At 44.8% G+C, this 16,304-nt stretch carries 12 protein-coding genes; 10 read left to right on the top strand and 2 right to left on the bottom strand.

The annotated features are described in order from the left end of the window. Positions 1 to 236 precede the first annotated feature (236 nt). The 10 genes from MHN02_RS17125 (at position 237) to purF (ending at position 14,462) form a co-directional block, all read left to right on the top strand. Positions 237 to 1,439: a 4-phosphoerythronate dehydrogenase gene (locus MHN02_RS17125; RefSeq protein WP_039222668.1), complete on the top strand. Its 1,203-nt coding sequence runs from the start codon at positions 237 to 239 to the stop codon at positions 1,437 to 1,439. A 28-nt stretch (positions 1,440 to 1,467) separates the two neighbouring features. Beyond that, positions 1,468 to 2,484 carry an aspartate-semialdehyde dehydrogenase gene (locus tag MHN02_RS17120; RefSeq protein ID WP_014979671.1) on the top strand — a complete coding sequence of 339 codons (1,017 nt, stop codon included), beginning with the start codon at positions 1,468 to 1,470 and terminating at the stop codon, positions 2,482 to 2,484. A 497-nt stretch (positions 2,485 to 2,981) separates the two neighbouring features. Further along, a complete protein-coding gene (locus MHN02_RS17115; RefSeq protein ID WP_239247471.1) occupies positions 2,982 to 7,310 on the top strand; it encodes a FimV/HubP family polar landmark protein in 4,329 nt (1,442 codons plus the stop codon). Positions 7,311 to 7,514: 204 nt separating this feature from the next. Then, positions 7,515 to 8,309, top strand: a complete 795-nt coding sequence (gene truA, locus MHN02_RS17110; protein ID WP_061486086.1) for a tRNA pseudouridine(38-40) synthase TruA — start codon at positions 7,515 to 7,517, stop codon at positions 8,307 to 8,309. A 27-nt stretch (positions 8,310 to 8,336) separates the two neighbouring features. Continuing rightward, entirely contained in the window at positions 8,337 to 9,149 is an 813-nt protein-coding gene (locus MHN02_RS17105; protein ID WP_061486085.1) for an ABC transporter substrate-binding protein, read from the top strand. A gap of 282 nt (positions 9,150 to 9,431) precedes the next feature. Beyond that, a complete protein-coding gene (gene accD, locus MHN02_RS17100; RefSeq protein WP_014949945.1) occupies positions 9,432 to 10,277 on the top strand; it encodes an acetyl-CoA carboxylase, carboxyltransferase subunit beta in 846 nt (281 codons plus the stop codon). Further along, positions 10,277 to 11,608, top strand: coding sequence for a bifunctional tetrahydrofolate synthase/dihydrofolate synthase (gene folC / locus MHN02_RS17095; RefSeq protein WP_239247469.1), 1,332 nt, complete (start codon positions 10,277 to 10,279; stop codon positions 11,606 to 11,608). Before accD ends, folC begins: the two co-directional genes overlap by 1 nt. Before the next feature lie 46 nt (positions 11,609 to 11,654). Further along, complete coding sequence (locus MHN02_RS17090) at positions 11,655 to 12,275, top strand: SPOR domain-containing protein (protein ID WP_239247467.1); 621 nt, start codon at positions 11,655 to 11,657, stop codon at positions 12,273 to 12,275. A 160-nt stretch (positions 12,276 to 12,435) separates the two neighbouring features. Further along, the gene (locus MHN02_RS17085; RefSeq protein WP_014998799.1) at positions 12,436 to 12,924 is read left to right on the top strand and encodes a CvpA family protein; all 489 of its coding nucleotides are present in this window, start codon (positions 12,436 to 12,438) and stop codon (positions 12,922 to 12,924) included. A 14-nt stretch (positions 12,925 to 12,938) separates the two neighbouring features. Then, positions 12,939 to 14,462: an amidophosphoribosyltransferase gene (purF, locus tag MHN02_RS17080; protein ID WP_239247466.1), complete on the top strand. Its 1,524-nt coding sequence runs from the start codon at positions 12,939 to 12,941 to the stop codon at positions 14,460 to 14,462. A 72-nt stretch (positions 14,463 to 14,534) separates the two neighbouring features. On the opposite strand, the gene MHN02_RS17075 is transcribed toward purF, so the two are convergent. Together MHN02_RS17075 and miaE are read right to left on the bottom strand one after the other, a co-directional pair. Next, entirely contained in the window at positions 14,535 to 15,134 is a 600-nt protein-coding gene (locus MHN02_RS17075; protein ID WP_239247465.1) for a Yip1 family protein, read from the bottom strand. Between the two features lie 216 nt (positions 15,135 to 15,350). After that, the gene (miaE, locus tag MHN02_RS17070) at positions 15,351 to 16,127 is read right to left on the bottom strand and encodes a tRNA isopentenyl-2-thiomethyl-A-37 hydroxylase MiaE (RefSeq protein WP_014976880.1); all 777 of its coding nucleotides are present in this window, start codon (positions 16,125 to 16,127) and stop codon (positions 15,351 to 15,353) included. Positions 16,128 to 16,304: the final 177 nt, after the last annotated feature.

Below are 16,304 nucleotides of genomic sequence, written 5' to 3'. Positions count from 1 at the left end.
GCGTGAAGTTTAACGTTATCTAATACGATGATCGCAACGGATGAAGTGGACAAAAAACGTGAGCTAAAGCGGTTTGCTCTAAGCGTTCCCGTTTTAAAGGATTGTATGAACTTCGGAGGTCTCTTTAATGTTGCGGCCAAACGTGCATCAAAATGACGTAAATTAAACGAATCACCGATAAGATAAATCAAGGGCGCTGGGTTACTAAAAGCCTAAGTTAAGGTACACTTAGCGCCATGAAAATACTTCTTGAAGACACCATTCCGTTTGGCACCGATTACCTTAATAGCGTAGGTGAGGTTGAAACCTATGCATGGCAATCTCTTGTGCCTGAAATGCTGCGCGATGTAGATATTCTTGCGCTGCGTTCTACCACCAAGGTTACCCCTGAACTGCTGACTAAGGCTAACAAGCTTAAGTTTGTTACTACGGCAACGGCGGGAACCAATCATCTAGATAAAACGCATTTAGATAGCGTGGGTATTATGCATAGCAGTGCAGCAGGCTGTAATGCTGTTGCGGTTGCCGAGTACGTGTTAAGTGTTTTGCTGCACGCGCAAAAGGCCCAAAAGCTCGATTTATATAATGCGACAGTGGGAATAGTAGGTGCTGGTAATGTGGGAACTGCATTATCAAGAATTTTAACGGCAATTGGCGTTAACCACTATCTGTACGACCCACCGCTACAGAAAACGCTAGCAAAATCTGGTAAGAAGGAGCATAACGGTCAGTCATTTGTAGACTTAGCGCAAATAGCAAAGTGCGATGTTATCTCGCTTCACGTGCCTTTTATTAAAGGCGGTGAATATCCTACATATCAGATGATAGATAAGGCGTTTCTTGAAGGATTAACGTCAAACCAGCTGCTTATAAATGCATGCCGGGGTGAGGTTATTGATGAAGTGGCACTACTTAGTGTACTTCAAGGGGAAAAACCGCCAATGGTGGTACTCGACGTATTCGATAATGAGCCTGCCATAAATACAGCATTATTTGACTATGTTTGGTTCGTTACACCACATATCGCGGGGCATTCTGTAGAAGGCAAAGTGCGCGGTACGCAAATGATTTACGAGCAAATTTGTGACGTAGTGGGCAAAGCCCCAGACAAAGTGCTTAGCGATTTTTTAGAAAAAAACAACCCAATCAAAGCTGCGTTAAATTCGCCTGAGGCGTCGCGGTTGTCGATTGAGGATCTCATTGCTGTATTCCACGATGTGTATGATGTAGCTATTGACGATGAGATAATGCGAAACGCGTTTGCGTCAGGCCATAATGAAACGCCAGAGACACACATAGCAAATACGTTCTCTACATTGCGCAAGCAATACAGAGTGCGTCGCGAGTGCAGCGCCTATGCGTTACACTTGCCAAAAAACACCAGTAAGCAAATCCAAGACACATTCACCAAACTGGGCTTTCACGTTAGCCTGGTTTAGTTTTTTTACATTAGGAGCATAAAGCATTATGTCGCAAGCGTTTGACGTAGCGGTACTTGGCGCCACAGGTTTAGTGGGCCAAACCATGATTGAACTATTAGAAGAGCGAGACTTTCCGGTAAACCGTTTGTATCCGCTTGCCAGTAAACGTTCAGCAGGTAGTACCGTGTCGTTTAAAGGCGAAGACATTGAAGTATTAGATGCTGATGATTTCGATTGGTCATTAGTGCAATTTGGCTTTTTCTCAGCCGGAGGCAGCATTTCTGCAAAATTTGCGCCGTTAGCGGCAGAGGAAGGCTGTATTGTTATCGACAATACTTCAGAGTTTCGTTACGAGCCAGATATCCCACTTGTGGTGCCAGAAGTTAACGCCCATGCACTGGCAGAGTTTCGCAATAGAAACATTATTGCGAACCCAAATTGCTCAACCATTCAAATGTTGGTTGCACTTAAACCTATTCAAGACGCGGTTGGTATTGACCGTATTAACGTGTGCACATATCAGTCAGTTTCTGGTGCAGGTAAAGAAGCCATGGAAGAGCTGGCTAAACAAACCGCAGGTTTGCTGAACGCACGTGAAGTAAAGCCAGAATCGTTTAGTCGCCAAATTGCCTTTAACGTTATCCCTCAAATCGACGTATTCCAAGACAATGACTACACCAAAGAAGAAATGAAAATGCTGTGGGAAACCCAAAAAATCATGGGCGATCAGAGTATTTTGGTAAACGCGACGGCTGTGCGCGTGCCGGTTTTCTACGGTCATGCTGAAGCCATTCACTTAGAAACGCGTTCGCCAATAGATGCGCAGCATGTTAAAGAGCTTTTAGCCGATGCGCCGGGCGTAACAGTTTACGACGGAAATGAGCAATTCCCAACGCAAGTAAGCAGCGCTAGCGGCAACGACATTGTGCATGTGGGTCGTATCAGGAATGATATTACTCATCCTTGTGGTTTGAATTTGTGGGTGGTGTCAGACAACATTCGCAAAGGAGCAGCGACAAACAGCATTCAAATTGCTGAGACACTTATTCGCGACTACTTGTAAGCATTCTACGAAGGTTCAGTCTCTGATTAATCGGATAAGCACAGGAAAAGGTAAACATTTTTCTGTGCTTGCCGATACGCAATGAAAGGGCGATTCCTGTTGCAATAAGGCAGCACTGTTCAACGGGATAGAAAGACAGCACTTGAAGCTACCAGATGGCGGCTTTTAGCTAAAATTTGGGCAATAGAGAGGTTCAATACTACTGTCTAACTAGATCACCCTTAATAACTGGTTTATAGTTTGTAAAGTTAGGAATAGAACAACGTTAAAAACAATACTCAGTCAGACACTTAGGCGAACGGTAAGAACTATATAAAGCGCAAATAAATCTTACTGCTAAGTTCATAAAGACTGTAAAACGCTGGCTTGATTATTAATGGTTTCAAGGTGGCTTAAGAATAAAAATAAAAGCCAATATTTTCTTCCGTACTGATTGGCTAGAAAATCCGCCCATACGTCTCGGGTGGTAAAGACGCTTGAGGGCATATAGGACTGCTATGAAATTGCATTTGACGGGCTTACTTTTACTAACACTTTGTTTGTCTGGCCCTATCATCACTGTTGATGCACAAGAACGCGCTACCTTCTTGAAAGGTCCCAAAGACGCAACTGATCAGTATTCGGGCTTGGAATATGGCCCTATCGACGCCAACGACACCTTATGGCGTATTGCCGAGCGCTATCGCCAAAACAATAACCTGAGCGTATATCAGGTTATGAGCGCCATTTACGAGCTCAATCCAAACGCATTTGAAAACGGCAATTTGAATTTATTAGTTGATGGCGCGGTATTAAAGTTACCATCAGAGCGGTATATCGCCAGAATTGATAAGCAAAAAGCCCAGATGCGCGCTGAGCAGGATGATAGAGCATTTGCTGAAATGCTTAATAAACCTGGCAGTAGCGTGAGAAACATCAAGCCTGCATCTCCTTTAGTCAATCAACAAGACTTGACGCAAACCCAAACTGATATTGAGCAGAAAATCACTCGCTTGGATCATGAGCAAACCCGACAATTTGACGAACTGCGTATGCAGTTTGCAGCCTCACTGGAAAATGTTGAAGCGATTCTTAACGAAAACAGACGCTTGTACGAGCGTGTTGAGGCTGTTAATGGCGAACTAGAAACCTTGCGTGGGCAAGTCGAAGGTGATGTTAAGAGCCAGCTTGATATGCAAGTGGCGCTTCAGCAAGAATTGCTCGACATGATCAAGGCCGAGCAAGCGCAGCGCGAAGCAGAAAAGCAGTCTTCGTTTTTAAGCGCACTTACCAGCCCTTTGAGTCTAATTATAGGCTCGGCAATTCTGTCACTATTGTTAGTTGGTGGTCTTATCATGTGGCTGCTAAAACGTAATAGTAAGCCTGACGAAGCGCCTGCGGCTGGACCTACGATTACAGCCGATAACGATGAAGTGCCGGTACCTGATTCTGACATTGGCGATCTTTCAAGTGCACTGGCCCCTGACTTTGATGATAAAGCAGAGTTGTCAGATGATGACTTGTTCAATGACGACGACCTACTTGATGACGTACTTACCTCAGATTTAGAAGAAAGCCTAGATGACGAACTAGAAACCTTCGCTGACCTTGAAGACGACATGTTGGTGCCAGACGATGGCAGTGATGACTTGTTTGAAGCTGGCGATGATGAGCTTGATCAAAGTGAACTAGATAGTCTGTTTGATGACGATGACCTGTCAGATAAAGTATTAAACGAAAACGACACTGACGACCTTGAAGGCTTCGACCTGTCAGGGGATGACGACATCTTTGATGAAGATGCTGCCGATGAAAACGAGCCAAAGGCGGAAGTTGCTGACGAGGCTGCATCGACAGATGACGATGATTTTGACATTGATGACTTGCTTGATGATGTACAAAGCCAAGACGCGGCAGAACTTGAGAGTGATGAGCTAGATGAGTCGGGCGATGTAGACCCTGACGACATACTGGCTGAGGTTAACGGAACCGCTGAATCTGACAATGTTGATGAAGACGATATAGACGCGTTGCTTGCCAGCTCGGTTGATGATTTATCTGACGCTGACGAAGAGACAGAAAGTGTTTCATCTTTGCCAACAGTAGAAGATGAGGACGATAAGCCTGAAATCAGTATTGACGATTTGCTAGAAGAGCACGGCGTTGATGCAGGTCTAACTGATGAGCTAGATAGCAACGATGACCTTATCAATGAGGATATGCTGAGCAAGCTCGACGACGAAATTAATCAGCAAAATAAAGAAATTGATAAAATCACCGACGATTTGTTAAATGAAATTGAGCAAATCGAAATGATGGGTGACCTAGGTGAAGAAGATGACGAAGACGAGGATGATCTTGAGGAAGAAATAACAACTTCTTCGCCGTCGCCGCAGTCTATTCAGAGTCTTGATGCCATTACCGACGATTTAGACGAAATAGTCACCGACGAAATCGAAACTAACGCGGACTTCAGTGACCCTCTTTCCGATGAGCTTATTGCTGAGCTACAGGCGGAAGATGAGCTTGCTGAAGAGCCTTCAGCGGAGCAAATGCCCTCAGCGGATCAAATGCCTTCTGATATAGAGCTTGATGAAAGCGCTTCTAGCGAGTTACCTACTCAATCTAATGAGGACGGTGATTTTGACGATCCGTTTACTGATGAACTACTTGCAGAACTTGAAGCAGAGTTAGATGGCGAGCCTGAAGTTAGTCCAGAAGCTCACGATGAAGACGTAGACCTTGAAACGCCTGAAAGCGATGAAGAAGTTGCGAGCGAAGATGATTTCAGCGACCCGTTAACTGATGAGTTGCTTGCTGAACTAGAAGCTGAAGAATCTAAAAGCAGTGAAGGTGCAGATTTGCTGACAGACGAGCTACTTTCTGAGCTTGAGTCTGAAATAGAACCAGATGATGAAACAGATGCAGAGTTCGAACCTGAAGTCGAGTTTGAGTCAGAACCAGAAGCTGAGCTAGAAGCTGACTTTGAAGATGAAGTAGAACTTGAGACGGAAGCCGAAGGTGAACCGAAGTCAGAACCAGAGCCAGATCTTGGCACCGAAGTAGAAGAAGAACAAGACGCTGAGCTTGAGCCTGAACTAGAAGCGGAACTGGAGTCTGAGCCTGAGCCAGAATCAGAGCTAGAATTTGAATCTGAGCCTGAGCTTGAATCTGAATTAGAACAGGATATCGACTCTGAAACAGAACAAGACCTAGAACCAGAAGAAAAAGTTGAACCTGAAACTGAAGCCGACTTGGAAGATGAAGTAGAGCTTGAGGCGGAAGCCGAGTCAGAATCAGAATTTGGCACTGAAGTAGATGCAGAACAAGACACTGAGATTGAGCCTGAATTAGAGGCGGAACTTGAATCTGAGCCAGAGCCAGAATCAGAGCTAGAATTCGAAGCTGAGCCTGAAACCGACTCGGAAGATGAAGTAGAGCTAGAAACGGAAGCTGAGGCAGAACTAGAGCCAGAAACAGACGTAGAGCCAGAGCTCGACGCTGTCGATGAAGACGCTGAAGAAAAGGCAGGGCAAACGTCAGACGATCCACTAGATGACGCTATTGAAGCGTTTGAAAGACAGATGATGGATGATATTCCTTCGTTCAGTCAGATGGATACGGAAGAGCCTTTAGCTGATGAAGAGCCATCAGCGCAGGAAAAGCCCTCAGCGCCAACAGAGCCAGCGGAAGATGCTTCAGCAGAAGACAGTGATGAATACGACGACAGCCTGTTAAACGCTGCGTATGACGAAGTAGAAAGCTTTGAATTAGAGCAAGAAATCGACGGTGTAGTAGACGGTGAAGATGACGAAATATCATCAGAATCTAGTGCTGCTGAAGAATCGAGTTCACCTGAAGAAACTGATTTAAACCAAAGCGATTCAGATAAGAACAGCGAAGAAGACTTTAACGAACTTGACGATGTTCCTGGCCTTGACGACTGGCTGTCTGCTTCCGATGACGACGATCATGTAGACGACAACGAGATTCTTGACGATCTTGACAGTGCGGAATTCGATGAGCTTCTTCAAAGTCTTGAGTCAGACGCTATTGTTGATACAAGTGATGTCGACACCAGTGAAATTGAAAGTGATGACGACGGTCAGGATCCAGAAGCATCTTCAGCAGAGAGTGAAGATACTTTCGAACTTGAGCAGGAAGATGATGAAGCCACATTCGAGTTAGAAGGGAGTGACGACAACCTTGGATTCGACGAAAGCGATGATACGTTTGAACTAGACGAAGAAGATGAAACCTTTGAGCTAGACGAAGATGGTGCTTTTGAGTCTGAGCAAGAAGACGACGAAGATACTTTCGCCCTTGAAGAAGATGATTCGGAACTTGCATTAGACGACCTTGAAATTCCAGATGATGTGGAATTGGATATTGCCACGCCAACTGAAATTGAAGAGGACGAACAAGAGGCTCAATCCGTTGAGACTGAAAAGGCTCAAGAGGATGATCTTAAACTCGATAACCCTGATTTAGATCTTGCCGCCTTACTTAGTGATGTCGATGGTGAAAGTGACGCGCAAACGCCACCAGAAGACTTCCTTGATGTGGAGGCTTTAATGGACGATGGCGATGATGCAGATGCTATTGACCCGGATAGCCAAGCGCTAGATCTTGATGTAAGTTTATCTGACTTCACAGGTGTATCTGATGAAGATACGGTGATTGATATAGATAAAGACGCAGGGCAGAACGCTAACCTGGACTTAGCTCGCGCTTATATTGAAATGGACGATGTGGACGCTGCAAAAGAGTTGCTTGAAGAAGTAATGAAAGAGGGTAGCGAAGAGCAGAAACAGGAAGCCGCATCGATTTTAGCGAATATTGCTTAAGTAGTTTGCTCTTATGCGCATAACCGCGCTCTCGTTTGAGATTTTGGACGGCCAGTATATTTACAAGATATACAGGCCGTTTTTGTTTTAGGTGATGTACATTTATTTTCTATGACCTAAAAGAGTTTTGCGTATTAGCGGCATTGCATGTTGCAAGCGACATGACTACACTTAGCGCCTTTTCAGAAACGGGGTAATACAGATATGGGGCGAATTGCCTTAGGGATTGAATACGACGGTGCTGCTGTATACGGATGGCAACGCCAGCGTGAAGTACCAAGTGTTCAGGAACATCTTGAAAAGGCACTATCGACAGTAGCCAACGAACCCATTGAAGTGCAGTGCGCTGGACGTACCGATGCTGGTGTACACGCTACTGGGCAAGTGGTTCACTTTAACTGTGATGCACCACGCTCAGAGCGCGCTTGGACACTCGGCGTAAATGCGAATCTGCCCAACTCTGTTGCTGTTACCTGGGCAAAGAACGTCAGCGATGACTTCCATGCACGTTTTTCTGCTACCCATCGCCGCTATCGTTACGTTATTCATAATGCGAAAATGCGTCCTGCTATTCTCCATTCCGGGGTTACCCATATCCACCGCGAATTAGACGAGAAAAAAATGCATGTTGCCGCACAAGCCTTGCTAGGCGAACAAGATTTTACCTCTTTTCGCGCAGCGCTTTGCCAAAGTAAAACACCATTTCGCAACGTTACTGATGTAAGCGTATATCGCCAAGGGCGATACGTTATTATCGATATTCGCGCCAATGCTTTCTTGCATCATATGGTTCGCAATATCACGGGCGCGCTTGTTGAGATTGGGGCAGGGGAGCAAGATGTAAATTGGATAGGTCACTTGTTAAGCCTAAAAGACAGAAGTAAATCTGCAGCGACGGCAAAGCCAAATGGGTTGTACTTGGTTGACGTCACATACCCAGACGAGCATGGTTTGCCTAAACCGCCTTTAGGGCCGTTGTTTTTGCCGGATCGCACATAGCACTGTCGATGCATAAAAGGAATTAGTGTGATCATCTTTAAATTTTTATCAAGAACTTTTGGTTTGTTACTGTGTTTAACGGCATTAGCACATGGTGCCGATATAAAAGATAAAACCCCTAAGGTACGTTTCGCGGTTAACACACCAGGCGCTGCCCCTTATTTATATTATGATGAGAACTCAAAACGCTATGAAGGCATAGTCGTTGATTTTTTCAATTCGGATGAGCTAACGAATCAGTTTCGTATTGTTTATTTAGATTCGAATCGTGCTAGAAGCGAAGATTTGTTAAAGTCGTCATCGATAGATTTATTTTTATCTTCCGAAAGTTGGATAAGTAAACCGAACGACTTTTTATTTAGCGAAGAGTTGATAAAGCACGACAGCTATATCTACTCAACTTCAAGTTTTGAAGGGCCATTTGTACCTGAGGAAAATTTATCCTCTAGTATTTGTACTAGATATGGCTTTACTTATCCCGTTTTACAGCAGTTCTTTGAGAAAAAAGAAGGTAATATTCATAGGGTTGACTCAAGTAGCCAATATACAATGGCTATGATGATGTCGAAAGGGCGCTGTGACTTTGCGATAATGAATGAACACAACGCGCGTGCAGTTATGTTTAACAAGACGTTTTGTTCTTCAGAATTCTATCAGTCACCAAACGTTGTTAGTCGGGCTCGTTTAGTGTTTGTTATTCGTTCTGATTTAAACTCTCTCAAAAATAAAATAGATAGTGCACTGAATCATTTTGTCGAAAGTGGACAAAGGCAACTATCGCTAGAACGTCACTCAGGTATTAATCAGTTTCCAAAAATGCAGTGCCAGGGCGTTCAATAACCCCCATGTTTTTTGAGTCTCGTCAGCAATAATTTACGCAAAAGCAAACGTAGGCAGGCATTAGTGAGCTCAGTTGCCAACTTCTAAGACCAGTTTTGTTTTTTCCATTTCGTTGTATTGTGGTCTAATAGCGCGCTATATTAAGTAGCTGTTCTATTGTGTTACGTATTTTTTCTTTGTAATACAGTATGAAACTTAAAAAATTAATGTGTTGTTGACCACAAGTATGAACAAACATCAATCGTCATGGTCGGCAAACAAAAAACAAAGGATTCAATTTCCATGAGCTGGATTCAAAAAATTCTTCCTCGCACGCAAACATCAACCAAAGGTAACGTACCAGAAGGTATCTGGACGAAGTGTGGTTCATGCCAAGCTGTGCTGTATAAGAGCGAACTGGAAAAACTTCAGGAAGTTTGCCCTAAATGTGACCATCACATGCGTATTACGGCACGCCGCCGTATCGATGCCTTCTTAGACGATGGCGATCGCGTTGAGTTAGGTGCAGAGCACGAGCCGCAAGACGTACTTAAATTCAAAGACTCTAAGCGTTATAAAGACCGTATTGTTGCTGCACAAAAGGCAACAAACGAGAAAGATGCGCTAGTGGTAATGCAGGGCAAACTAAAAGGTATGCCGGTAGTGGTTGCGTGTTTTGAGTTCGCGTTTATGGGCGGCTCAATGGCATCGGTTGTAGGTGCTCGTTTCGTTGCTGCTGTTAATGCATGCTTAGAAAACGATATGCCGCTTATTTGCTTCAGTGCAAGTGGTGGTGCGCGTATGCAAGAAGCACTGATGTCGCTAATGCAAATGGCTAAAACATCTGCAGCGCTTGCCAAAATGAGTAAAAAAGGCCTGCCTTATATTAGTGTACTTACAGACCCTACAATGGGCGGTGTATCTGCAAGTTTGGCAATGCTTGGTGATGTTAACGTAGCCGAGCCAAAAGCGCTTATCGGCTTCGCAGGCCCTCGCGTAATTGAACAAACAGTAAGAGAAAAGCTGCCCGAAGGTTTCCAACGCAGTGAATTCCTTGTTGAGAAAGGTGCAATTGATATGATTGTTGACCGCAGAGATATGCGTGATAGATTACACAGCCTGTTGGTTAAGTTGCATTATAAGAATTAGTGAATAACGAAAACAATCTAAATACTGGCTCAGCGCCACACGCAGAAAACGCCTCAGCGTCTTCATCTTCGCAAAAAAGCCTGAGCCAGTGGTTATCCTACCTAGAATCTATTCATCCTAGCGCCATCGATATGGGGCTAGACAGAGTGAAAGAAGTGGCCAATGCCATGGCACTTTCACTTAGCCAGTCTTTGGTTATTACTGTTGCAGGCACTAACGGTAAAGGCACAACGTGTCGCTTGCTCGAACAGGCCATGCTATCGCAAGGTAAAAGTGTTGCGGTATACAGTTCACCCCATTTAACCGACTATCGTGAACGCGTGCGCTACAACGGCGAATTACCGCCTGCCGATGAATTTGTAAGTGCATTTGAGTTTGTTGAAAACGCGCGGAAAGACACGGTTGGCGAACCTATTACTCTAACTTACTTTGAGTTCGGTACACTGGCTGCCATGAAAATGATGCAGTCATGGGCTGTTGATGTGGTCATTCTTGAAGTAGGCCTAGGCGGACGTTTGGATGCCACCAACATTATTGATCCCAATCTAGCTGTTATTACGACTATCGATCTTGACCATCAAGATTGGCTTGGTAATACCCGCGAAAAAATTGCTCGGGAAAAAGCGGGCATTATGCGCAAAAACGGCAATGCAGTGGTTGGTGAACTGTTTCCTCCATCATCGCTTTACGATGTGGCTAACGAGCTACAAGCTAACGTACGTTGGGCTACACAAGATTTCGAAACAGTGGTATCAAGTGATTACAGCGAGTGGAGCTGGAAAGGGAAGTGCAATAGTTATACGTCGCTACCTTATCCTAAAATTCCACTTCAAAATGCGAGTACAGCGTTGGCCGCGCTGGAGCTACTAGATTTGCTGCCCGAAGAAAGCGTGGTAAGAGACATTATTGAGAACACCACCATGCCGGGGCGCCAGCAGACTATCAGTGATTCCCCGTTAGTAGTTGTAGACGTTGCCCATAATCCACAGGCGACGACAGCTATGCAAGATTGGCTAAACCGTTACGATGTAAGCCAAATGCGCGTTGTGGTGGGCATGCTAAAAGATAAGTCTATTGCAGAGACCTTAGCGCCACTGGCGGCACTTAATGCCAAGTGGTACGTAGCATCAACAAGTGGTCCTCGGGGCTGTAAGGCAGAAGTACTTGAAAATGCACTTGTTAATGCCGGCACAACCATAGAGAATATAGACACGTTTCAGGACGTGACCTCGGCATATCAGCGCGCGCTTGCAGATTATCAAACTGGTGAACTTATTCTCGTTTTTGGTTCTTTTGTTACCGTAGCAGACGTGCTTGCTGGGCAAAACTAACACGCGCATTGTAGAGTAAAACCGTGTATTCAAGCAGGAGAGCACAGTGACATCGGCATTAAAGAATAGACTGGTGGGGACAATTATTGTTGTCGCCCTAGCGGTAATCTTTTTACCAGACTTTCTTGATGGCAAAAAGCAAACAAACAGAGAACCTTTTGTCTCTGTACCTGCTAATCCGCCTAAAAAGCCCATCGTAGAGCCAGAATCTTTTCCATCAGAGCGCGTAGCGAAAGCTGCGGTGCCAGCGGTTGAAATCCAAGATGAAACGGCATTAGATGATGATCTGGATTCTTCTGGCGCAGGGGAAAGTGGTAGTGCAGGTGAAGCCACTACCGCAAAAGCGCCAGCGGTGAAAACCTTTGAAGAAGAGGACAATCTAGCAAGCCAAACGGTGGTTAATACAAAAAGTGCCGCAGACGATGACGCAGGTTGGGTTATTCAACTTGGCAGCTTCCGTCACGAAAAAAACGTGAAGGCACTGCTCGCCAAGCTAGAAAAGGCTGGATATCGCGCGTTTAGTCGAAAAATTCAAACCAGCTCTGGCCCGCTCAATAAAGTCTTTGTTGGCCCAGATTTAGACAAGAAGAAGCTGGAGTCGGCACTACCACATTTAAAAGAGCTTACGAGTCTTAAAGGTAAAGTCACCACGTTCAAAGTTGAGTAACGCGTGGTGTTCATCATGCTTGTCGAATTTAGCATGAATGGAGAGGCAGTGATTGGTATTACAGACTAGTAATATTTCTATCTTCTGTTAGAATGCGCGCCATCTCGCCAAAGGCTCGTTGCTTCACAATAAAAAGCAACATCAACGCAATAAAGAGACGATGAACTGGGTAGACTTTTCCATACTGGGTATCATTGCGGTATCTACCTTAATAAGCCTGATCAGAGGGTTTGTTAAAGAAGCCATCTCGCTAGTGGTGTGGTTTGCTGCACTCTTTATATCAAGCAATTTCTACGCTGACCTTGCCGTTTATTTTACAGCCATTGACGACCCTTATTTAAAAAATGGTGCTGCAATTGCGGCATTGTTTGTCACCACGCTCATTCTGGGCGGCATGATTAATTACGTTATTAGCCAGCTGGTTCAGGCAACAGGGTTGTCTGGCACAGATAGGGCCCTAGGTATAGTTTTTGGTGCACTGCGTGGCGTGCTTATAGTTAGCGCATTGCTCTTTTTTATGGACACCTTCACTGGCGCAGCCTCCTCAGATTGGTGGCAATCATCGGTGCTCATTCCCGAGTTTGGTGTCATCATAGAGTGGTTTTTCAGCTATGTGAAAGACTCCTCCAGTTTCTTAAATCCCGCTTGAAATAGGTAACGCACATGTGTGGTATAGTCGGAATAGTTGGTAAAACGCCCGTAGCTCAGTCACTGTACGACGGTCTAACGGTTATTCAACACCGAGGACAGGATGCCGCAGGCATTATGACTATCGACCAAAATATGTTTAATTTGCGCAAGGCAAATGGTTTGGTTCGAGACGTGTTTCATACCCGCCATATGAAAAGATTGTCTGGCAACATGGGGATTGGTCACGTTCGCTACCCAACTGCGGGTACATCAAGCTCTGCAGAAGCACAACCGTTTTATGTGAACTCGCCGTTTGGTATTGCCTTTGCTCATAACGGCAACCTCACCAACGCCCATGAGCTGCAGGAAGAAGTATTCCGCATTGCACGCCGCCACATCAACACCACCTCAGATTCAGAATTACTGCTTAACATTCTTGCGCATGAACTGCAGCAGGTAGCAGGTTTAAGCGTAAGTGCCGAACACATTTTTGAAGTGGTAACGAAAGTTCACAAAAAGATCAGAGGTGCCTACGCAGTCGTTGCGGCGATCATCGGCCAAGGTATTGTAGCGTTTCGCGACCCGCACGGTATTCGTCCTCTAGCACTCGGTAAGCGTATAAGCGAGCTGGGTGAGGAATGGATGGTGGCATCTGAAAGCGTGGCGCTTGATGCTGTTGGCTTCCAGTTTGTGCGCGATGTAATGCCAGGTGAAGCGGTATTTATTACCGAAGAGGGTCAACTGCACACCAGACAGTGCGCCGAGAATCCAGTAACCTCTCCGTGTATCTTTGAGTTTGTTTATTTTGCTCGCCCAGATAGCTTCATAGATGGCATTTCAGTTTATGCATCGCGTGTAAACATGGGCCGTAAGCTAGGTGAAAAAATTAAGCGCGAATGGGCAGATCTGGATATCGACGTGGTTATTCCTATTCCTGAAACGTCGATGGATGTGGCGCTTCAAATCGCGAACACACTGGATTTGCCATATCGCCAAGGCTTTGTTAAAAATCGCTACATTGGCCGTACTTTCATTATGCCTGGCCAAACCATGCGTAAAAAATCAGTACGCCGTAAGCTAAACGCAATCTCATCTGAGTTTAAAGATAAGAGTGTACTGCTTGTCGATGACTCTATCGTGCGCGGTACTACATCGGGTCAAATCATTGAGATGGCGCGTGAGTCAGGTGCGAAGAAAGTATACTTTGCGTCAGCTGCTCCAGAAATTCGTTTCCCAAATGTGTATGGTATTGATATGCCATCGGCAAACGAACTGATTGCTTATGGTCGTGAAATCGATCAAATTGCAGAGCTTATCCAAGCAGATGGCCTTATCTTCCAAGACATTTCTGACTTGGTAGATGCCGTTCGCGAAGAGAACGAAACCATTCAGCGTTTTGAAACGTCAGTGTTTGATGGTAACTATATTACTGCGGATATCGACCAAGAGTACCTTGAGCGAATTGATATGTCGCGCGGTGAAGCGTCTAGAAAAGCGCCAGTGATACAAGCAGAGCTTAGCAATCTTGATGTGCATAATATTGATGCTGCTGATTAATGTAAGACGCTCTTTGATATAACAACAAGCCGCTTTTTGAAGCGGCTTTTTTAATGCTTTTAAAGTAAGAGGCTAGTGAACAAATACCGGTCCGCCGTACAGTCCCCACACCAATATCGAACCTGTCATTAGAATAACGAGCAATACTAGCCCACATGTCACTACCGAGCTTGAGTAAATGAACCCTTTATCTTCTGGCATATGCATCAAAATTGGCACGCCAGAATAGAGCAGGTATACCGAATAGCTAATACCGACTAACAGCGCCGTCATCACCACCCAGAGTTCTGGGTAAAGACCTGCGATGCCCACCATAAACAACGGTGTAGCCGTGTAGGCCGCAAGTTCCAGCGACTGCGTATAAGTTGGTGTCGCATCAAACGCTTTAGCCAACTCATGAATAAGTACAGCCAATGCGACCACGCCTGCAATTAATCCAAAATACATGCCTATACCCATCATAATGGCGGTATTTTCGCTAAGGCGAATTATGTCACCTGCGCCGATACTCCAGCCAGTATGGGCACTGGAATAATAGGCCACGAGTGATGGAATGAGAGATATAAAAGCGATATGGGTAAGCGCGTAAAAATAGGTTTCGTGTTTGGTATCAATGGTTTGCCACTCTTCTTTTGGATGAGTGTAAATACCAATTAAATGATTCAAAATCATAAAGTCCTGCCTTGTTCACCAACGTTATTATTTTAAAAAATATTGTTGTGAGGCAGGGAGAACACACGGATTAACCGTAAAACCAAGGAAACACAAACACAGCGCAAAGCGCTAAACACTGCCGTTAACAATATGTTTACAAATTGAGTGTGCAGCAGAATGACTAAGCCGTCAATATAAATTGATTAATTTATAAACGGATGCAAAGCGTTAACTTTAGCGTGGTGCACCTGAGTGGAAACGCAATTCGTCATCGTCGCTTTCAATCAGCGATTTTTCAACGCTTCCGAAGTGGGCAACGCGCTCTGAAATATCGGTTTTAGCGATTTGCCCAGCCAGCGTTAGGTAGTCTTCAAAGTGTCTGGCCTCAGAGCGCAACAGCGACACATAGAACTTGCCTAAATTTTCGGAAACATACGGCGCAAGTTTGGCAAAGCGTTCACAGGAGCGCGCTTCAATGTAGGCACCACAAATGAGCTTGTCGACAAGCTTTTCAGGTTCGTAAGTGCGTACGTGACGCAACAAGCCATTGGCGTAACGACTGGATGTTACCGACTTATATTCAAACCCCAACTCGTGCATAATTTCTAGCACTTGGTAAAAATGATGAAGCTCTTCTTTAATTAGCATGACCATTTTATCAAGCATGTCTTTTTTAAAAGGGTCTAGCCCTTCAGTGTTAAATACATTTTTGGAAAGGTGCTTAGTATTAAGCGATTGCCAATCGCCTTCGTGGCGGTAAGTGAAGTCTTCGTAAGGTTTCAACCAGCCCAGCAATACCTTACTGGTTTCCTCATCGGCTACATAGCGGCGAAGTAGGTACATAGCCGACTGAGCCGCTTTAAGCTCGCAAATTAGGTGGTCAGTAAGGATAACGCGAAGGTTTTCCTCTTTCTGCGCTTCGTCTATCCACGACTGTGGCGTCTCGCAATGTAAAAAGGCATTGATTGGTGAAAGTAGAGACGTGACTTCAGAAGTGGAAATTACAGACATGTTGAAACTCAATTTTAAGTGCTACGGTTTTTCAGTTACATTTGAATTTGGCTGCTGCCAACGCTAGTTTCGGCAGTTTCGCCTTATAAAAATACAAAATTCAGCGTATCTGAATTGGACCGCAATTTTACTTGATACCAACAAGCCCTTACAACTTAAAATAGAGGCCAATAAATT

Source organism: Alteromonas sp. CNT1-28 (assembly GCF_022348345.1).
GTDB classification, from domain to species: domain Bacteria; phylum Pseudomonadota; class Gammaproteobacteria; order Enterobacterales; family Alteromonadaceae; genus Alteromonas; species Alteromonas macleodii.
The sequence above is the reverse complement of the archived record's forward strand: the minus strand, read 5'-3'. Positions and strand labels throughout refer to the sequence as shown.